23 protein-coding genes are annotated in these 18227 nt (G+C 70.6%); 8 read left to right on the top strand and 15 right to left on the bottom strand.

Going from position 1 to position 18227, the window contains the following annotated elements; all coding sequences use genetic code 11:
- Nucleotides 1-32: 32 nt before the first annotated feature.
- A complete protein-coding gene (locus ASG95_RS04945; RefSeq protein WP_057376753.1) occupies nt 33-1286 on the top strand; it encodes an AGE family epimerase/isomerase in 1254 nt (417 codons plus the stop codon).
- Here ASG95_RS04945 and ASG95_RS04940 read toward each other — a convergent pair.
- Complete coding sequence (locus tag ASG95_RS04940; protein ID WP_056923025.1) at nt 1261-1593, bottom strand: hypothetical protein; 333 nt, start codon at nt 1591-1593, stop codon at nt 1261-1263. The two genes, ASG95_RS04945 and ASG95_RS04940, sit on opposite strands and share 26 nt — an antisense overlap.
- Nucleotides 1594-1796: 203 nt before the next feature.
- On the opposite strand from ASG95_RS04940, the gene ASG95_RS04935 reads away from it, so the two are divergent.
- A complete protein-coding gene (locus tag ASG95_RS04935) occupies nt 1797-2147 on the top strand; it encodes a hypothetical protein (protein ID WP_057376752.1) in 351 nt (116 codons plus the stop codon).
- A 104-nt stretch (nt 2148-2251) separates the two neighbouring features.
- Here ASG95_RS04935 and ASG95_RS20700 read toward each other — a convergent pair whose 3' ends face one another.
- The gene (locus ASG95_RS20700) at nt 2252-2623 is read right to left on the bottom strand and encodes a type VI secretion system tube protein Hcp (RefSeq protein ID WP_235543395.1); all 372 of its coding nucleotides are present in this window, start codon (nt 2621-2623) and stop codon (nt 2252-2254) included.
- Between the two features lie 160 nt (nt 2624-2783).
- On the opposite strand from ASG95_RS20700, the gene ASG95_RS04925 reads away from it, so the two are divergent.
- Complete coding sequence (locus ASG95_RS04925) at nt 2784-3818, top strand: alpha/beta fold hydrolase (protein ID WP_056923028.1); 1035 nt, start codon at nt 2784-2786, stop codon at nt 3816-3818.
- A gap of 96 nt (nt 3819-3914) precedes the next feature.
- Nucleotides 3915-4574, top strand: coding sequence for a class I SAM-dependent methyltransferase (locus ASG95_RS04920; protein ID WP_056923029.1), 660 nt, complete (start codon nt 3915-3917; stop codon nt 4572-4574).
- A 50-nt stretch (nt 4575-4624) separates the two neighbouring features.
- On the opposite strand, the gene ASG95_RS04915 is transcribed toward ASG95_RS04920, so the two are convergent.
- The gene (locus ASG95_RS04915; protein ID WP_056923030.1) at nt 4625-5416 is read right to left on the bottom strand and encodes an SRPBCC domain-containing protein; all 792 of its coding nucleotides are present in this window, start codon (nt 5414-5416) and stop codon (nt 4625-4627) included.
- Complete coding sequence (locus ASG95_RS04910; RefSeq protein WP_056923031.1) at nt 5416-5991, bottom strand: helix-turn-helix domain-containing protein; 576 nt, start codon at nt 5989-5991, stop codon at nt 5416-5418. Before ASG95_RS04910 ends, ASG95_RS04915 begins: the two co-directional genes overlap by 1 nt.
- Before the next feature lie 62 nt (nt 5992-6053).
- Here ASG95_RS04910 and ASG95_RS04905 point away from each other — a divergent pair, with 62 nt between their 5' ends.
- On the top strand, nt 6054-7031 hold the full coding sequence (locus ASG95_RS04905) for an NAD(P)-dependent alcohol dehydrogenase (RefSeq protein ID WP_235543392.1): 978 nt from the start codon (nt 6054-6056) through the stop codon (nt 7029-7031).
- Nucleotides 7032-7046: 15 nt separating this feature from the next.
- On the opposite strand, the gene ASG95_RS04900 is transcribed toward ASG95_RS04905, so the two are convergent.
- Both ASG95_RS04900 and ASG95_RS04895 read right to left on the bottom strand, forming a co-directional pair.
- A complete protein-coding gene (locus ASG95_RS04900; protein WP_056923032.1) occupies nt 7047-7334 on the bottom strand; it encodes a transcriptional regulator in 288 nt (95 codons plus the stop codon).
- Nucleotides 7334-7909, bottom strand: coding sequence for a hypothetical protein (locus tag ASG95_RS04895; RefSeq protein ID WP_157581736.1), 576 nt, complete (start codon nt 7907-7909; stop codon nt 7334-7336). The genes ASG95_RS04900 and ASG95_RS04895 overlap by 1 nt, the downstream gene beginning before the upstream one ends.
- A 134-nt stretch (nt 7910-8043) precedes the next feature.
- Here ASG95_RS04895 and ASG95_RS04890 point away from each other — a divergent pair, with 134 nt between their 5' ends.
- On the top strand, nt 8044-8826 hold the full coding sequence (locus ASG95_RS04890) for an alpha/beta fold hydrolase (RefSeq protein WP_057376751.1): 783 nt from the start codon (nt 8044-8046) through the stop codon (nt 8824-8826).
- A 151-nt stretch (nt 8827-8977) separates the two neighbouring features.
- Entirely contained in the window at nt 8978-9496 is a 519-nt protein-coding gene (locus ASG95_RS04885; protein ID WP_200961873.1) for a GNAT family N-acetyltransferase, read from the top strand.
- A gap of 16 nt (nt 9497-9512) precedes the next feature.
- Here ASG95_RS04885 and ASG95_RS04880 read toward each other — a convergent pair whose 3' ends face one another.
- Entirely contained in the window at nt 9513-9830 is a 318-nt protein-coding gene (locus ASG95_RS04880) for a DUF2892 domain-containing protein (protein ID WP_057376749.1), read from the bottom strand.
- Between the two features lie 46 nt (nt 9831-9876).
- On the opposite strand from ASG95_RS04880, the gene ASG95_RS04875 reads away from it, so the two are divergent.
- Nucleotides 9877-10878 (top strand): AraC family transcriptional regulator, encoded by a 1002-nt coding sequence (locus ASG95_RS04875; RefSeq protein ID WP_057376748.1) that lies wholly within the window; start codon nt 9877-9879, stop codon nt 10876-10878.
- Nucleotides 10879-10919: 41 nt separating this feature from the next.
- Here ASG95_RS04875 and ASG95_RS04870 read toward each other — a convergent pair whose 3' ends face one another.
- From ASG95_RS04870 to ASG95_RS04835, 8 genes are all read right to left on the bottom strand, one after another.
- Complete coding sequence (locus ASG95_RS04870; protein WP_057376747.1) at nt 10920-11645, bottom strand: hypothetical protein; 726 nt, start codon at nt 11643-11645, stop codon at nt 10920-10922.
- A gap of 89 nt (nt 11646-11734) precedes the next feature.
- Complete coding sequence (locus ASG95_RS04865; RefSeq protein ID WP_157581734.1) at nt 11735-12703, bottom strand: hypothetical protein; 969 nt, start codon at nt 12701-12703, stop codon at nt 11735-11737.
- Nucleotides 12693-13187 (bottom strand): RNA polymerase sigma factor, encoded by a 495-nt coding sequence (locus tag ASG95_RS04860; protein WP_057376745.1) that lies wholly within the window; start codon nt 13185-13187, stop codon nt 12693-12695. Before ASG95_RS04860 ends, ASG95_RS04865 begins: the two co-directional genes overlap by 11 nt.
- 205 nt (nt 13188-13392) lie before the next feature.
- Nucleotides 13393-14139 (bottom strand): 1-acyl-sn-glycerol-3-phosphate acyltransferase, encoded by a 747-nt coding sequence (locus ASG95_RS04855; protein WP_235543390.1) that lies wholly within the window; start codon nt 14137-14139, stop codon nt 13393-13395.
- A gap of 3 nt (nt 14140-14142) precedes the next feature.
- Nucleotides 14143-15753, bottom strand: coding sequence for a glutamine-hydrolyzing GMP synthase (gene guaA, locus ASG95_RS04850; RefSeq protein WP_304438275.1), 1611 nt, complete (start codon nt 15751-15753; stop codon nt 14143-14145).
- 63 nt (nt 15754-15816) lie between these two features.
- Nucleotides 15817-16167, bottom strand: coding sequence for a DUF3817 domain-containing protein (locus ASG95_RS04845; protein WP_235543388.1), 351 nt, complete (start codon nt 16165-16167; stop codon nt 15817-15819).
- Nucleotides 16160-16903, bottom strand: a complete 744-nt coding sequence (locus ASG95_RS04840) for an SURF1 family protein (protein WP_056923043.1) — start codon at nt 16901-16903, stop codon at nt 16160-16162. Before ASG95_RS04840 ends, ASG95_RS04845 begins: the two co-directional genes overlap by 8 nt.
- Nucleotides 16904-16907: 4 nt before the next feature.
- Nucleotides 16908-18155, bottom strand: a complete 1248-nt coding sequence (locus tag ASG95_RS04835) for a YncE family protein (protein WP_162257540.1) — start codon at nt 18153-18155, stop codon at nt 16908-16910.
- Nucleotides 18156-18227: the final 72 nt, after the last annotated feature.

Genomic DNA, 18227 nt, shown 5'->3' with positions numbered 1-18227 from the left:
CTTCACCCGACCACGCGGCATACCATCCACGCATGTCGTCAGCGCCCTCGCCGCCATCGCCCCCAAATACCGCGCCCGACGAGACCTGGCTGGCGGGCGAGCGCCAGCGGCTGTGGAGCTTCGCGCGCGGCGCGGTGCACCCGTCCGGCGGCTTCGCGTGGCTCGACGACAGTGGGGTGCCGGAGCTCGAGCGACCGGTGCACGCCTGGCTGACCTGCCGGATGACGCATGTCGCTGCGCTCGAGGTGCTCCAGGGCAACACCGAGGCCCAGGCCGCGCTCGACCACGGCGTACGCGCCCTGCGGGAAGTGCTGCGCGACGCTGGGCACGGCGGCTGGTTCAGCGCCGTCGACCCGTCCACCCACGAGCCGGTGTCCTCGGTCAAGGGCTGCTACGACCACGCCTTCGTGCTGCTGGCCGCGTCCAGCGCCACCGCCGCCGGCCACCCCGACGGCCAGGCCGTGCTCGACGACGCCCGCGAGGTCTTCGCGACGCACTTCTGGGACGAGACCGACGGGTTGGCCGTCGAGAGCTGGGACCGTGGTTGGCGCACCCCGGAGGACTACCGTGGCGCCAACGCCAACATGCACACCGTCGAGGCCCTGCTGGCCGTCCACGAGGTGACCGGTGATCCGGTGCCACGGGCGCAGGCCGCCCGGATCGTCGAGCACGTGGTGCACGGGTTCGCGCGCGGCAACGACTGGCGGCTCCCTGAGCACTTCACCGCCGACTGGCTGCCGCTGCTCGACTACAACCGGGACCACCCGGCCGACCAGTTCCGGCCCTACGGGGTCACCATCGGCCACCTCCTCGAGTGGTCGCGCCTGACGCTGCACCTGCGCACCGCCCTCGGCGCCGCGGCGCCGTCGTGGCTGCTCGACGACGCAGTGGCGCTGTTCGACACCGCTGTCGGGATCGGGTGGCACGCCGACGGCCAGGACGGGTTCGTCTACACGACCGACTTCGATGCCACGCCGGTCGTGCGCAACCGGCTCCACTGGGTGCTCGCCGAGGGGATCGGCGCGGCCTGGGCCCTCGGGCGAGCAGTGGACGACCCGTCCTACGGCGACTGGTATGCCGCGTGGTGGGCTCAGGCGGAGCGGTACTTCATCGACCGCGAGAACGGATCGTGGCGGCACGAGCTCGACCAGTCGAACCGGCCGGCAGCAACCGTGTGGGCCGGCAAGCCCGACGTCTACCACGCCTACCAGGCCGCACTGCTGCCCTCGCTGGAGCCCGCTGCGTCCTTCGCCGGCGCCCTCAGAGCTGCAGGATCCGCGCGCTGATCTCGTAGGCCGCCGCGACGCCCCTCGGGTCGTGCAGCCCACCGGGGTCGTCGAGGACGGCCTGGGGGCGACGGCGAACGGCTGCGCTCGGGTCGCCGGACACGAGGTCGTCGCACAGGCCTGCGACGACCAGGTGGGCGTCGTGGTCGTCCAGCCCTTCGAGGGCGAGGCCGTTGTACAGCAAGGTCGCCGCCTCCTCGAACACCTCCCGCGCGAGGTCGAGGTCGACCTCCGGCCGTTCGGCTGCGACCCGCTCGGCGGTGGCGAGCAGCTGGTCGTAGGGCGGGTCGAAAGCGGGCGTGGTCATGCGCTGAGGGTCCAACGCCAAACGTTGACAGGCAAGCGAATATGCCCGGGCCGGGTCTGATTGCCCCGATTTGGAAGGCCTGTCACCGCAGATGTTCTAGGAAGAGTCACCGTGCCGGTGGAGGCGCGTGGCGGTCGGCCGGTCCTAGCGTCAAGTGACGCCCTGCGCTGGGCAGGGCGGTCATCCGCTATCGAAGGAGCACCATGCGCCTCACTCGTCTGCTCATCGTCCCGGCGGCAGCCGGAGCGCTCGTTCTCGTCGGCATGTCAGCGGCAAGCGCCGGTGAGATCAACGGCAACGGCCAGCCACCCGGCGGCCAGGGTCTCGGGTCGGCTCACGCCAACTCCATCTGTGCCTTCTCCGGGCTGGAGGACGGCGACGGCGCCGGCTTCCCCGGGCCCGGTGGAGCCCCGCCCCAGAACTGGGGACACGTCCAGCAGGCCGAGCGCGCCAACGGCGCCACCGTCCAGGACCTGAAGGCGTCCGGCTTCCAGCCCGGCGACTCCTGCAACGGTCACCGCGGCTTCCTGGCCGGCGGCGGCGAAGAGCCGTAAGCCCTTCAGGGACAACGAACCTCGCAGGACAACGGACTCGCGTCCGCTCACCTCCGCCTCGCTCGTCAGAAGCGAGGCGGAGGCCTATCCCTCCTTGTTCGCCTTCAGGTCGTACGTGAAGTGCACGCCGACATCGAGTGAGCCATCCGGCTTCTGCGGCTTGTACTCGAGGTCGACCTTCGCGAACGCGAGGCCGACACTCTCGACCGTGGTGTCCCCCTCGTCGGAGACGCTTCCTTGAGGTGCGTGCCCGTGGCGCAGGCCTTCATCAGGCTCGGCGAGGACTTGTCGAGGTGGTGGGTGAAGGTCAGGTCCTGGAAGCTGACCTTGCCGGATCCGCCTCCACCCCCGTGGCCGAGGTTGCCCGCCTGGGACAGGCCCCACGCCCAGGACAGCACGTCGATCTCGTCCTTGTGCCTGGCATCCCGCGACTCGCCCTTGATCGTGCCGATCCGGGCGAAGATCGAGCTGGCCATGATGCGTCCTCCCCTGGGCTGACTCGTGGACTCCCCCAAGGTCGACCCGGCGCCAGCCGGTGTCAATCCCCCTGTCGCAGCGGCTCGGCTCGGGACATGCCGATGCCGGCCTTCATGACGAGGACGTGTTCTCCCCGAGGCTGTCCGCGCGCGCGGCACAATGTCGCTCGTGGAGCAGCAGCTCGGCGTGACCACGCTGTCGGACGGCACCGGCATCCGCTTCGCGGTCTCCGGCCGGGGCCCGGTGGCGATCTACGTGCCGGGCTGGGTGTCGCACCTCGAGCTCGGGTGGGCGGTCCCGGCCGAGCGCCAGTTCTACGAGGAGCTGGGCGACGGCCGCACCCTGGTGCGCTACGACCGGCCGGGGTGCGGGTTGTCGGAGCCCACCACCCGCACCGATGTCGTGGAGCTGGAGCTCGAGGTCCTGGCGGCGGTCGCTGCCGCAGTGGGGGCCGAGCGCTTCGACCTCGTCGGCGCCTCCTTCGGCGCACCCCTCGCCGTGCGGTGGGCCGCCCGTCATCCCGAGTCGGTGACGCGTCTGGTCCTGTATGGCGGGTGGGTCGACGGTGACGGTGTGGCCGCACCCGACGTGCGGGAGCACGTGCTGGGCCTCGTCGCGCAGCACTGGGGCTTCGCGTCGGACGTGCTGACGGAGATCTTCGCCCCGGACGCGGACGCCGGGTTCCGCGCTATGTTCTCGCGGTACCAACGGGACTCGGCTCCCTCGGCCTGGGCGCACCACCTGTTGGCGGCGTGCTATGCCATCGACGTCGCCGACGACCTCGGTCGGATCACGGCGCCCACGTCGGTCATCCACCGCCGCGAGGACCGGGCCGTGCCGCTGGCCGAGGGTGAGCGGTTGGCCGCAGGCATCGAGGGCGCGACGCTGACCGTGCTGCCGGGTCGCACCCACATCCCCTTCGCCGGAGATGCGCACACCCTGGTGAGCGCCATCCGCGGAGGGCTCGGGTTGCCGTCGCTGGACCGCGAGTCTCCACGGCCGTTGCTGACGCCACGCCAGCTGGAGGTGGCGGGGCTGGTGGCGCAGGGCTGGTCGAACCGACAGATCGCCGAGGGGCTGGTGATCACCGAGCGCTCGGCCGAGTCGCACGTCGAACGGATCCGCGCGCGGCTGGGGTTCCGGTCCCGGGCCCAGATCGCCGCCTGGTACGTCGCGTCCAACCTCGCGGGCTGACCTCGCCGGCTCAACGCGCGGACCGCGCGGGCTGACCTCGCAAGTGCGGTATTTCCACTGCTGACGGGGCCCGTCCGCCCCCGGCAGGCTCGACCCATGACCACTCAGACCGCGCCCGATCACCTGACGTTCCAACCACATCCGTTCCTCGGCCGCTTCAACTCCGCCTTCTTCTCGGCGATGGGCGGCTACATCAACTGGCACCTGCGACAGCACAAGGCCGCGGCCTTCGCCGACCTGCCGTCGACCGTGGTCGAGCTGGGATCGGGAGTCGGAGCGAACCTGCGCTACCTGCCGGCCGGTGCTCGCCTGATCGCGATCGAGCCCAACCCCTACATGCACCACCGGTTGCGGCGTGCGGCCCGCTCCCGTGGGGTCGACCTCGAGCTCCGCAGCGTCGTCGCCGAACGCATCGACCTGCCTGACGCCAGCACCGATGCAGTCATCTCGAGCCTGGTGCTGTGCAGCGTCCGCGATCCGGAGGCCGTCCTCGCCGAGATCCGTCGGATCCTGCGGCCGGGGGGACGCTTCAGCTTTGCCGAGCACGTTGCGGCGAAGCCCGGGACGGTGACGCGCTGGTCGCAGCGCGTCCTGCGCCGGCCGTGGGCCTGGACCTTCGAAGGCTGCTCGTGCGAGCGCGACCTGGCGGGGTCGATCCGGTCAGCCGGGTTCACGAAGGTGGAGCTGACTCGCTACCGGATCCACTCGCCGTTCCTGCCGTTCAACACCCACATCGCCGGCACGGCCACCACCTAGCCACCCGAGCAAACTCACGGGGCGCGAGGAGCCAGCCACGCGGCATACCGTCAGGCGGGGACGGACAGCCCTTGCAGGAAGGCCTGCCACCCGGGCTGCTCCCGCTGCACGTAAGCAGCAGCGTCTGCGGAGAACAGGTAGGCGCGCACCCCCGCGGTCGAGGTCCCTTCGCCTGCGCCGTGCGCGAAGGCGGTGAACATCCCGGGCACGGGTCCGGTGAGCCGGACCAGCGCCTGCCGCTCGCCGACCCGCTCGACGGTGCCGGTGGCGCCGCGGACCTCGACGGCCGACCCCTCGGCGCCCAGCCCGAGCGCGTCGCGGAGCGCCGACCAGACCGAACCCGCCTCACCGGGGTGGACCGCGCTGACCTCAAGCTGGGTGGCTTCCTGCCCGGGGAAGTGCGACAGGTAGAGGCGCAGGTTGTCGAAGAACGGCATCCAGCTGGCGCCCATGTCGTCCCAGAACTCCGACTCCCAGTCGGCGCCGGTCCCGAAGCCGCTGCTGGTGACGCGCACGACGCAGGTGCCACCGGACTGCGCCTCGACGAGGAACTCCGACGTGAGCGGGCTCAGGGCATCCGGGTCCTGCCCCATGAGGGCGGCCCAGTCCTCTTCGTACACGATGCGGCGGGGCGGGTCCCACTCGGTGACGTGGCCTTCGGAGCCCATCTCGGGACCCATCTCGAAGTGCAGGGCACCGCCCTGGCGCTCCTCCAGCTCGGTCGGCAGGAACCAGGCGCTCATGCCTTTCGCCGTGGCGATGGCCTGCCAGACCTGTTCCGGGGTGCCGGGCACCTCGACGCTGAACTCCAGGCGGTACGGGACGTTCGGGATGGTGCTCATCAGCTCTCCTCGGGAAGTGGGTGGGCGGCGACGACGAGCCGGTGCGGACGCCCGTCGTCATGGTGGTAGCGAGCGGCCAGGTCGAGCACCGCGGCGGTCAGGTCGTCGGCGAAGGCGGCGCGATCAGCGGCCGACCGGAAGCCGATCTGGGTGTCGATGGTCAGGGTGGGGAGGCGCTTGCCGGTGGCGCCCGCGCGGCGGGACAGCGCGCCGACCTCCCGCACCAGCCGACCGGCCAAGGCGACGAGGTATGCCGCCGAGAGGTGGTCGTCGTTGGCGTCCGGGTCGGCCGCTGACGCGGACACGGCGGCCGGCGACACGACGTACGAGGCCGCGGAAGCCTGCAACACACGCTCGGTGATGCCCCCGTGGCGGCGCTCCTCGGACAGGGTCACCAGGCCGTGCCCCTCGAGCGCCTTGAGGTGGTAGTTGACCTTCTGGCGGGCGATGCCGACCTTGGCCGCGAGGCCGGCCGCAGAGGCTGGGACGGCCAGCTCGCCGAGCAGCCGGGCCCGGACCGGGTCCAGCGCGGCGGCGGCTGCGTCCGCGCTCTCGATGACTTCGACGTCGTGCATGGTGTCGATGGTGCCCCTTGACAATTATTCTTGTCAAGGGATCCGTCTGACAGGATCTGGGCATGCGCGGCGCCGGAGGACAGATGAGAGCCGTCGTCCACGACCGGTACGGGGGCCCGGACGTGTTGCGGGTCGAGGACGTCCCCACCCCGTCCCCTGCGGGTGGGCAGGTCTTGCTGAAGGTCGCAGCGACATCGATCAACCTCAGCGACTGGGAGGGCCTGCGCGGGTCACCGTTCTATGCGCGCCTGGGCGGGCTCCGCTCGCCCCGACGCCCCACCCTCGGCTCGGACATCGCCGGACTCGTCGAGGCCGTCGGCACCGGCGTGACGCGGTTCCGGCCGGGCGACGAGGTCTACGGAGACAACCTGCAGCTCATGGGCGGGTTCGCCGAGTATGCGGTCGCACCCGAGTCGGCCCTGGCCCGCAAGCCGACGGAGCTGACCTTCGTCGAGGCGTCGACGATCCCGCAGGCCGGCGCGATCGCCCTCCAGGGCACGGCCCGTGCCTCGGCGGGATGCCGAGTCCTCATCAACGGCGCGGGTGGCGGATCCGGATCGTTCGCCATCCAGCTGGCCAAGCGCCGGGGCGCGCACGTCACCGCCGTCGACAACGCAGCCAAGCTGGACTACCTGCGAAGCCTCGGGGCCGATGAGGTCATCGACTACCGCCGTGACGACTTCACCCGGGGCCCCGACCGGTACGACCTCATCCTGGACCTGGTCGCCCACCGGTCGGTGTTCGCCTACCGTCGCGCGCTCGCTCCCGGTGGCCGGTACCAGTGCGTCGGAGGGTCGGTCCGAGCGCTGTTGCGGGTGCTCACGATCGGAGCGACCGCGGGCCTGCTCACCGGTCGCCGCCTGGGGGTGTTGGCCGTGAAGCCGGGCCCGGCCCACTTCCAGCCCCTGACTGAGCTGTGCGTCGCTGGTGAGGTGGGGATCCACGTCGATCGCACCTGCACGCTCGACGAGGTGCCGGAGGCGCTGGCCCACGTCGGCGAGGGCCGCGCCCTCGGCAAGGTCGTCATCGTCCCGACGTGAACCGGTGCCAGAAGGTCAGTCGACCAGGTCGATCAACCGGCGCAGCGCCGCGACGTGGTCGCGCAACGCCTTCCGGCCAGTGGAGGTCAGTGTGATCCACGTCGTGCGGCGTCCCGCCAGGACACCCTTGCGCACACGCACGTAGCCGGCGTCTGCCAGCGCCGAGATGTGCTTGGAGAGCACCGAGTCGCTGACCTCGAGGGCCGTGCGCAGCGTGGCGAACTCGGCCTCGGAGACCGCAGAGAGGATCGTCATCGCCTGAAGCCGCGCTGGCGCGTGGATCAGCTGGTCGAGCTCGGGCATCAGCTGCCGACCACCAGCACGGCGAAACCCACGAGCGCAGCCACGGCGAGAAGGGCAAGGACCCGAGGAGAGGCGCCGCCCGCGCGCTCGACAGGGTCGCGCCGGTAGGCCCGCCACCAACGCCAGGCACCCAGCGAGTAGCCGGCCCCACCCACGGCTGCCGCGGTCACGACGAGCCACCAGCGCGACTCGAAGGCGGCCCAGGTCGCGGCCACGAAGGCGCCCAGGTAGACCAGCGTAGACAGCGTCCCCGTGCCGAGGATGATCGTGCTGGCCAGGCCGTCGACCCTGACGCCGTTGATCCGCCGGAACCGGACGACGACGAGCGCAGCAACGCCCAGGAAGGCCGCCGCCCCGGCCAGGGCGACCGCCAGCCCGGTGGTCGTCTGGGCGGCAACCCCGTAGGCAGCCGCGCCCATCTGGCTCGCGATCGCGACGGCCAACACGGGGAACAGCCCGCTGGGCAAGCGGAGGCTGGTGGCCAGCCGGTCACGGGCGCGGTCTGCCGCCGCGAGGGCGGACAGCGGGTCGTCCGGGCGCTGGGGCAGCGGCATACTTTCCATGTTGGAAGGCATGCCCGCTACTTTCCAATTTGGCAAGTAGCCGGTGGAGCCACTCTGCGTGTGCCTGCCATCGCGCACACCCCTTCCGCACCCAGCCTCCGCGGCCTACCGTCAGGGATGAGGGATCCGTCGTTGCGGAGAGTGCCATGAGGAAAGCCTGGGAGCTCCTGACCTCGGGACCGGAGGATGCGGACCGGTCCGTCCTGCTCCTCCCGGGCGGAGCCAACGCAGCCCGCTCGTTCGACCTCGTGATGGCCGAGCCGGTCCTGTCCGGGGTGCGCCTGATCGCCACGACCCTGCCTGGCATGGCCGGTGCGCCGCTGGGCGAGGACGGGTCCGTCCCCGCCATGGCCCGTCGGGTCGGCGAGCTGGCTACGGTGCACCGCTGCGACGTGCTCGTGGGGTTCTCCCACGGCGCCACCGTGGCGCTGGAGGCGCTTCTGTCCGGTCACTTCCGCGGGCCGGTGGTGCTGCTCGGGATCAGCCTGACCCCCGAGGACGAAGCGTGGTTCTTCCGCGCCGTCGTGCGGGCCTCGCAGAAGGTGGGCCCGTGGCCGATGGCCACATTGCTGCGCCTCCTGCCCCTGATGGTCCGGTCCGCCAAGCTGCCCGAACCGCACAAGCGCGAGCTGGTCGCGGACCTCAGACAGAACAAGGCACGGGACTCGGTCCGCGTCAGCGGCGACTACCTCGACTACATCGCCGCGGACGCCGACTACGCCACCCGGCTGGCTGCGTCCGGCACACCGGTCTGGGTGGTCCACGCCGAGAAGGGGGATGGCGGCCTCACCGAGGCCGAGCGTGCCACTCTCCAGACGGCTGCCCAGGTGACGCTCGTGACGATCCCGGGTGCGGTGTTCCTCCTCCCTGACGAGGCGCCGCAACAGACGGCGGCGGTGATCGCCAGCGCCCTTTCACAGGCGGTCTGATCGGCTTTCGCAGCACTTCCGCAGCACCCACCCGAGGTCGAGCTGGTGGGTGCTGCCTTCGAGAGGGCTAGCGTGCTGCCGAGAGGATCAGTGCCACGACCACGTCCGCTTGATGGTCCGGCAGGAAGGGGCGACGTTGAGGCTCGAGCGCTTGAACCGGGTCAGGCTCGTCCCGGCCACCGTGCCGTTGCTGGACGCGCTCAACGCGCGAAACGACGACCCGACGCGGTTCGAGGAGCTGATCGGCTCGCCGGCACCAGAGGGGTGGCCCGAGTTCCCCGAGTCCATCGACTTCACGTTGACGCATCTGCAGAACGCGTCGGAGGCGGAGCGCCCGTGGTCGATGCAGTTCTTCGTCGACCAGGCGACCGGGCAGCTCGTCGGCTCAGGTGGGTTCGCCGCCCCACCCGTCGAGCGCACCGTCGAGATCGGCTACGAGGTGGCCCCCGAGTTCCGGGGCCAGGGGTTCGGCGTGGCCGCCGCGCGGGCACTGGTCGAGTCGGCCGTGTCCACCGGTGAGGTCGATCACGTCACAGCACACACCCTGCCAGGACCAAACCCGTCAACCGGCGTCCTCGCGTCGCGCGGCTTCCAGCACATCGCCGACCAAGAGGATCCTGAGGTCGGCGCGGTGTGGGAGTGGCGGTGGAGCCGGCCGTCGGACACCTGAAGGAGCCCCACAGCGGTCACGAGGCCCGTGCTGCTGGCCTTGATCGCATCGCCGCTTGCCCTGCGCGGATGGTGCTTCCCTGCAGCGGGCCGCCGAGGGACGCACTGATCCAGCAGATGTCGAAGAGGCCTGCCGTGAGGGGGAAGAGGCCCCAGGCCCCTGCCGCAATCCCCCACCAGTGGTCGCGGGCGACCCAGGCGAAGCAGAGCCAGGCCACGCCGGCGGCGAGCCGGAACGCCCGGCCACTCGGCCCGTTGACCCACTGCGAGAACCCGGTCGCGTTGAACCGATCGGCCCGGGACCTCAGCGCCCCCACATCCGGGTTGTTCGTCATCGCTGTCTCCTGACTCCATGTGCTTCCTGCTGACAGACTCAGTCTCATGACGAGCGGTGGGCCCCACCATGACCGGGAAGCCGCAGGAGCTGATCGATCCACCGCCCTCTCGGATGCCCTGGCACGGATCAAGCTGTCGGGTGCGATCTTCCTACACAGCGAGTACACCGAGGCGTGGGCCTACGAGTCGTTGGCGTCACAGGACCTGGCCGCTGTGTTGGCCCCCGACGCGGCGCAGATCGTGATCTTCCACGTCGTGGTCTCCGGCAGCTGCTGGATCGAGGCCGGGTCCCACATGGTCTGGGCGCACGAGGGCGACGTGATCGTGCTGCCCTACAACGACCAGCACCGGATGGGCGGACACGAGACGGCTGAGATCGTCCCCGTGATGCAGCTCATTGACCCGCCGCCGTGGAATGCCTTGCCGCACATCGTCCATGGCCTCGGAGGTGCGCGCAGCGAGCTCGTGTGTGGCTTCCTGGCGTGCGACGACCGGTTGTTCGACCGTGGCCTCGGCGTCTTCCCGCCGGTGTTCGTCGTCACGCCGCCGGAGGGACCGGTCCGTTCGTGGGTCAAGGCCAGCAGCGACTTGGTCCTCCAGCAGACGAGCCAGGTCGCCGCAGACCGCATCGCGGCGCCGACCGACATCCCGCAGCTCCTGCTTCGCGAGGTGCTCAAGCTGCACCTGGCCAATGCGCCGGCGACGGACACCGGCTGGGTGGCCGCCCTGCGCGACCCCGTGGTCGCACCGGCCCTCGCCGCCATGCACCGCGACCCCGGTCGCAAGTGGACCCTGGCCGACCTCGCCCGCGCGGCGACCACGTCGTCGAGCGTCCTCGACGAACGATTCCGTGCGGCGCTCGGACTGGCGCCGATCCGCTACCTCACCGGCTGGCGGATGCACGTGGCTGAGGACCTCCTCCGCACGACGACGTTGCCAGTCGCCGCGATCGCCCCGCGGGTCGGGTACGAGTCCGAAGAGGCCTTCAGCCGCGCCTTCAAGCGTGACCACGGGACAGCGCCCAGCATCTGGCGAGCCGTGCCCTGACCGCACCACGGCGTCCGCAGGTTGGCCTCACCGAGCTGCCGTCACCCCGTCCGAGGCTGCCAGCGCTCTGGTGGACATTGTGGGTACCGCTGCATGCCCTCGCGCAGCCTTGCCGCGAAGGCATCAAAAGCGTGGCGCGGCCAGCCCTCCGGCGGCGACGACGACGCGAAGCTGGCCACCCGCAGATCACGCACCGGTTCCGGGACCTGCAGAGCCGGACCACCGAACTGTGCGGCGATCTCGGTCAGACGCTCCTCCGCGGCCACGACCTCGCCCTGCAGCCACAACGCCGCCGTGAGGTAGGGCGTGAGTCTCACCGGGCCGTTCCCTGCCCGCAGCTCGCGGACGACCGCGTCGAGACTGGTGCGCTCCTCCATCCAACTAAGTCCGTTGTCACGCACGGCCGCTGCGACGTCGCGGAACACCCGTTCGTTGCCGTCGGGGGCTTCCGTGGCGACCACCCAGCGCTCCCGGTCCTGTGCGTCCATCCCGTCGAGCAGGCCGACCAGGCTTTGACGAATGGTCGCCTGTGGGTACGGGCTCTTGGCCGTCGCGTCGGTCAGCGCCCCCGCCACCTGGTTGACCCGCTCATGGATGACGCCTACGAAAGGCTGGAGCCGCCACTGGTACGGCAGACCACGGTTGGGTGCCAACCCCAGGAGCCCGGCAACGCCCGGAGCGAGCGGGCGGGTGTAGAAGGCACCGGCACGTTTGCGCCAACCGTCGGAGACGAGCTCAGGCCTCGCCTTCAGAGTGGGGTTCGCCACCCCGGCAGCATACGAAGGACGGCCTGTCGCGTCCCGCGATCACGGTATCCGGTGGTCAGTTCCTGCGACGGATGCGCGCGTGGTGCGAGTCAGCGGACCCGTCTCCAGCTCCCCTCGAGCACCCCTCGATCGGCATCGCGGGCCGGCAGGGGGTGGAGTCCTTCCACCGGGACGGCGTTGCGCGTTGTGAGGGTTTCACCCCGGATCGACCATTCGACCGCCGTGCTGCCGTTCTGCACCCACCGTCCGAGGGCGTCGTACCTCACCGTTCCTTGGTCGCGGATCTCGAGCCCGCCCTGGTCGTTCTCGAAGAGGATGAACCACCGGCTCCCGGCGAACTCGATGACGATGCGCCCGGTGCCGTCGGAGAAGCCGTTGGATGTCTTCCATGCTGCGTCGGGCCAGAAGCGCACGTCGTTCAACTGCCCCACGGTGACGTCCCGAGCCCATCGCCCATCCGGGATGCGCGGACCGGTGTAGGCGGTGACACTCGTGGATATCCACGTCGTCTTGGTGAAGAACTGGACTCGTGACACACAGAAGTCGTCGACCGACTCGAAGACGAGCTGGTCACCACGATCGGCGATCCGGTACTTACCACCGGGCGAGTCGCAGATGAGGTTGTCCTGGTGGAACATGTCCGTTCCGAACACCCCTCCACGGCCGATCCGCCCGGCCACCACAGGGTCCCCCGTGCCGTACCTGTTGGGAGGATTGGCGACGAGCTTGCCGTCGGCGCCGCGAACGAGCACCCATCGACCGGATACGTGCGGCGCCTCGGCGAAGGGCGCGACCAGGCCGGCATACCGGTCGTGAAGGGTTGCCGGTGTCGGGCCGACTGGCGGGGCGGGCACCGGCTTCGGCGCCGTCTGCCCCATCAGGGTGACCACCAGCGCGGCGCACGCGGCTGCTGCCACTCCGGCGACGCCGGCCCAGCGGCGCGCCTGTCGGCGGCGGTGCGCGGCGAAAGCTTGGCCGAGCAGGAGCTCCACATCTGGTTCGCGAAGGGCTGCGGCATTGGCGGTCAGGCCCACTCGAAGGCGGTCGTCAACGGGCATCGGACCCGACCTCCTCTCCGAGGGTTTGGGCTAGCCGCGCGCGGGCGCGGAACAGGTGCTGCTTGACGGTCGACTCCGACACCTGCAGGGTCCGGGCGATCTCCAGGACCGGCCGGTCCTCGAAGTAGTGCAGCACCACCACGGCGCGCTGCATGGGCGCAAGCTGCTGGACCGCCAGAGCGACATCGTGGTCGGGGAACGCGGCTGTCCGCGGAAACGACTGGGCAGTGGCCTCCTTGACCGGTCGGCGCGCCTCGCGACCGACGTGGCGAACCGCCATCCGGATGGCCACCTTGCGCACCCATGCCTCGGGACGGTCGTATGCCGCGATGGACCCCCACTTCGCGAGGAGCTTGACGAAGGCGTCCTGGGTGAGCTCTTCCGCCGCACCCCGGTCGTGGACGATCAGGTAGACGGTGCGCGTGATCGAGGCGAAGCTGCCCCGGAACACCAGCTCGTAGTCCCGTCGGTCATCAGTCTGCATCGCATCCCCCGAGCGTGACTGGGACACCTCGACTCAGGTTGCAGGAAGCCGTGCCGGCGCACCACCTGCAGATGGACGAGCGGGTCATGGCTTCCTCCAGGTGCCGTGCGCGGCGGTGGCACGGTCTATCCATTAACAGACCCAACGAGCCGTGGAGGTTGACGCTGCGAACCAAGGTCAGACCGAGCCGGCCGCCACCGGGACGTCAGGCGGTGGGTTTGCCTGCCTGCATGGCGGCTTTCACGTCCGATGCATAGAGACCTGACCGCTCCTGCCCCGACAGCTCACCGATCGCGTCCATCGTCGCGTCCGTGATCGCCCGCAACAGAGCAGCCTTCTGGAAGCGAGCCGAGAGACCGGCGACGTCGACCGGCACACCGAACTTGACGGTGACCTTCGCGGGGCGGAAACCGTTGGAACCAGAGGGCTGCACGTGGTCGGTGCCGATCACGGCACACGGCAACAAGGTGGCTCCGGTGGAGAGCGCCATGCGGGCCACGCCCGTGCGGCCGCGGTGCAGCCGCCCGTCGGGTGACCTGGTGCCCTCGGGGTAGACGCCGAACGCCTCCCCCTGGCGCAGCACGTCCTCCGACAGCTCCAGCGACGCAGCCGCAGCCCGCGGGTCGGAACGGTCCACCGGGATGGTGCCGGCCGTCGAGTGGAACCAGCGCACGGCAGCCCCACGAAGGCCCGAGCCCTGGAAGTACTCGGCCTTGCCGAGGAAGTGCACCTGCCGCCCGCAGGCCAGGGGAATGACGATCGAGTCGATGAACGAGAGGTGGTTCGACGCCACGATGAGCGAGCCCTCGCGCGGCACGTTCTCACGGCCCTCGACATGCAGCCCGGTGAGCAGCTTCAAGGGCGGCCCGATGAGGACGTAGCGCATCACCGCCCGGCTCACGGCGTCGTTGACGCTGGCCGTGCTGAGGCCGCGCGCCCTACCTGGCCGCACGCACTACTCCCACTCGATGGTGCCTGGCGGCTTGCTGGTCACGTCGAGCACGACCCGGTTGACCTCACGCACCTCGTTGGTGATGCGCGTCGAGATCTTGGCGAGCACGTCGTAGGGCACGCGGGTCCAGTCGGCCGTCATCGCGTCCTCGGACGACACCGGGCGCAGCACGACAGGGTGACCGTAGGTGCGCCCGTCACCCTGGACGCCCACCGAACGCACGTCGGCGAGCAGCACGACCGGGCACTGCCAGATGGCGCGGTCGAGGCCAGCAGCCGAGAGCTCGTGCCGCGCGATGGCGTCAGCGGCCCGGAGGATCTCCAGCCGTTCGGCCGTCACCGAGCCGACGATGCGGATGCCGAGCCCGGGGCCCGGGAACGGCTGGCGCCACACGATCGCCTCGGGCACACCCAGCTCGAGCCCGACCTGACGCACCTCGTCCTTGAAGAGCGAGCGCAGCGGCTCGACCAGCTTGAACTGGAGGTCCTCGGGGAGCCCGCCCACGTTGTGGTGCGACTTGATGTTGGCCGCCCCGGTGCCACCACCCGACTCGACGACGTCGGGGTAGAGCGTGCCCTGTACGAGGAACTCGACGGGGTGGTCGGAGTCGCCGCGGGACCCGACGACGTCGCGGGCGGCCTGCTCGAAGACGCGGATGAACTCGCGCCCGATGATCTTGCGCTTCTCCTCGGGGTCCGAGACGCCTTCCAGCGCGGACAGGAACCGCTCGCGCGCGTCGACCACCACCAGGTCCACCCCGGTCGCCGCCACGAACTCCTTCTCGACCTGCTCTGCCTCCCCCGCGCGCAGCAGGCCGTGGTCGACGAAGACACAGGTCAGCTGGTCGCCGACGGCCTTCTGCACGAGCGCCGCCGCGACGGACGAGTCGACGCCACCGGACAGGGCGCACAGCACCCGCGAGTCGCCGACCTTCTCGCGGATCGCGTCGACCAGCTCGTCGACCACGTTGGCGGCCGTCCAGTCGGGCTCCAGCCTCGCCCCGCGGTAGAGGAAGTTCTCCAGCACCCGCTGCCCGAAGGTCGAGTGCATCACCTCCGGATGCCACTGCACGCCGTAGAGACGGCGCTCGTCGTCCTCGATCGCTGCGACGGGCGCACCGGCCGTGGCCGCCGTGACCGTCATGCCCGCGGGTGCCTCGGTGACCGAGTCGCCGTGGCTCATCCAGACCGACTGGTCGGTGGGCTGTCCGTTGAAGAGCGTCGACTCGGTGTCGGAGACGGTGGCCGGCGTCGCGCCGTACTCACCGAGCCCGGTGTGGGCGACGGTGCCACCGAGCGCCTGCGACATCGCCTGGAAGCCGTAACACATCCCGAACACGGGCACGCCCGCCTCCAGGACGGCGGGGTCCAACGAGGGCGCCCCCTCCTCGTAGACCGACGACGGGCCACCGGAGAGCACGATCGCGGCCGGGTCCTTCTCGAGCATCTCGGCCACCGACATCGTGTGCGGCACGACCTCGCTGTAGATCTTCGCCTCACGCACGCGTCGCGCGATGAGCTGCGCGTACTGCGCCCCGAAGTCGACGACCAGCACCGGCCGAGCCTGGAGAGGGGTGGCCGGCTCGTCCGAACGCTCGGCGTCGGGGGCCTCCACCCGATCGTCGTCCTGGGCCTGGGTCACCACGTCGGCGGCTGCGGGGTCGCTCACGCGCACAGGCTACCGGCGCGGCCCAGCCAGCCGCGCCTCGGTCTCACTCGCGACCCTGCGCTCGGCCCAGAAGGACAGGAACGGCACGACCCCCGCCAGCATGACCAGCACCATCTTCCCGAGCGGCCAGCCCACCTTGAACCCGAGGTTGGCGGTGGCCACCAGGTAGACGATGTAGATGAACCCGTGCGGCTGCGGCCACCAGTCCAGCACGTGGTTGTCGAACCCGTAGCGCAGCACCATCTCCGCCACGAGGATCAACAGCCCCACGCCGACGACGAACGCCATCACCTTGAAGAAGCCGAGCGCCTTGCGGGCCGCGTCGACGTCCTTGATCTCACTCACACCGGTCTCAGTCACGCTGGGCATCCTCTCGCACCATCCTGAACCACATGAACGCGGCAAAGCCGCCGAAGATCCACCACTGCAGTGCGTATGCCGCGTTGCGCCACTTCAGCCCGCCCGTCACCTCGGGCGGCGGCACCCTCGTCACCCCGTCCGGTGCGGGGATCCCGACCCCCGCACCGGTCTTCTCCCCCTGCGCGAAGACGAACGCGTTGTACAGCTCTCCCGGCCACTCGTTGACCAGCAGCGAGAAGTCGATCGAGCCACGAGCCTGCTGCGGCCAGGCGGGCAGACCGGCCGGCGGGTCGGCCGGCGCCTCTCCCGGCGCGAGCGTGCCGTCCACCGACACCACCCCGGGGGGCGGGTCGATGGGAGTCGTGGTGTCGGTGACGAAGCCGCGGACGACGGCGAGCCGCGCGCCCGTCTCCGTCACGTCCAGCGGCGTGACGACCCAGTAGCCGGTGGCCCCGCCGAGGCGGCGCGGCCCGACGAGGAACTGGTCCGACGCGGCATACGTGCCGATGGCGGTGACGGCCCGGTTGGACTGCGGGTTCGGGAACGCCTGGTGCGGTCGGATGACCGTGTCGAGCAGCGCGGGACGCGCCTCGTGCGCCTGGCGCAGCGCATCGGCGAGGCCCTTGTCCTGCGCGACGTGCAGCTGCCACAGCCCGAGCTGCGCGCAGGCCGCCATGATCGCGAGCAGCAGGGCGAACAGGCCCAGCCAGCGAGGCTTCAGGGCGGTTCGCAGCACCGGGTCAGGCTACGGGAAGCCTCGAGTCGTCGAAGACGAGGATGCTGCCGCCGTAACAGGCGACCCACACCATCTTCCTGGTCGGCTCGTAGGTGATGCCGATCGGGTGGTAGTCGGTCTTGACCTCGTCGACGACCGCGAGGTCCGAGGTGCGCAGCTTGGTGACCGTCGAGGACTCGTAGTTCACCGAGTAGATCGCGGCGCCGTCAGGCGAGATCGCCATCGAGCGCGGCTCCTTGCCGGTGTGCACCCACTTGATGACCTTGCCGCTGCGGCGGTCGAGCTTGCTGACGGTGCCGTCGCCGTTGTTGGTGACGTAGAGGTACTTGCCGTCCGGGCTCTCGACGATGTGCCGCGGGCCGTCGCCGGTCTGCGCGTAGGGGTGCACCGTCCGGGCGGCCAGGTCGACCCGGACCACCCGGTCCGAACCCATCAGCGCGATGTAGGCGGTGCGGCTGTCGGGAGAGACCGCGATGCCGCGAGGGTACTTGCCCCCCAAGGGGATCCGGGCCGCCTCCTTGCCGGTTGAGGCGCTGATCAGGGACAGGTCCCACGAGCACCAGTTGGTGACGAGCACCGTCTTCCCGTCGGGCGTCAGCGCGACGTACTTGGGCACCGACCCGACCGCCACCACCTTGTCGATGGCGAAGGTGCGCGTGTCGACCCGGTAGACCGTGCTGGGCGACGTGCCGTCGCCCTTGGTGCACGTGTCGAGCCCCTCGGAGCCGTAGCCCTTGCCGGACATCGAGTAGTTGGACACCCACGCGTAGCGCCCACCCGGGGTGAAGGCGGCCTCGACGGGCGACCCCTTCGCCGGGCCCTCGTGGCCCTTGACGCGGAACTTCGCGAGGTCGACGGAGTCGTCGATGGTCCTGAGCCGCGCGCCGTCGGCCCGGAAGGCCGTGATGGTGTGCCGGTACATCATGTTCTGGGCGAAGACGAGGCCTTGCTTCGACGCCACCACCGACTTCGGCGTCAGGTCGCCACTCAGGCGCAGCACCCGCACCATGGCCGTCTTGGCCGACGGTCCGGCGGCGCCCTGGGGCTCGACCGGGTGGGGCGTGGGCACGGGGATGGTGGGCTCGGGAGCCACCGGCTTGGTGGCAACGGGCTGGGGAGCGGCGGCCTCCGCGGTGCCGCCGGAGAGGAAGCCGACCAGCCGGCTGACCCCGAGGACGCTGAGCGCGACGAAGGCCACGACGACGAGGAGCGCAACGCGCCTGCGGCGCACGTAGACGGCTTCCTTGCGCACCACCATCCCCACTCACCCCTTCCGCTCGTCACGGTATGCCGCGTGCTCGCGGCCACTCGGAAGGCTCACCGG

Origin of the sequence: Phycicoccus sp. Soil803 (assembly GCF_001429685.1) — a bacterium.
Taxonomy (GTDB): Bacteria; Actinomycetota; Actinomycetes; order Actinomycetales; family Dermatophilaceae; genus Pedococcus.
This window is presented reverse-complemented; position numbering and strand designations above follow the sequence as displayed.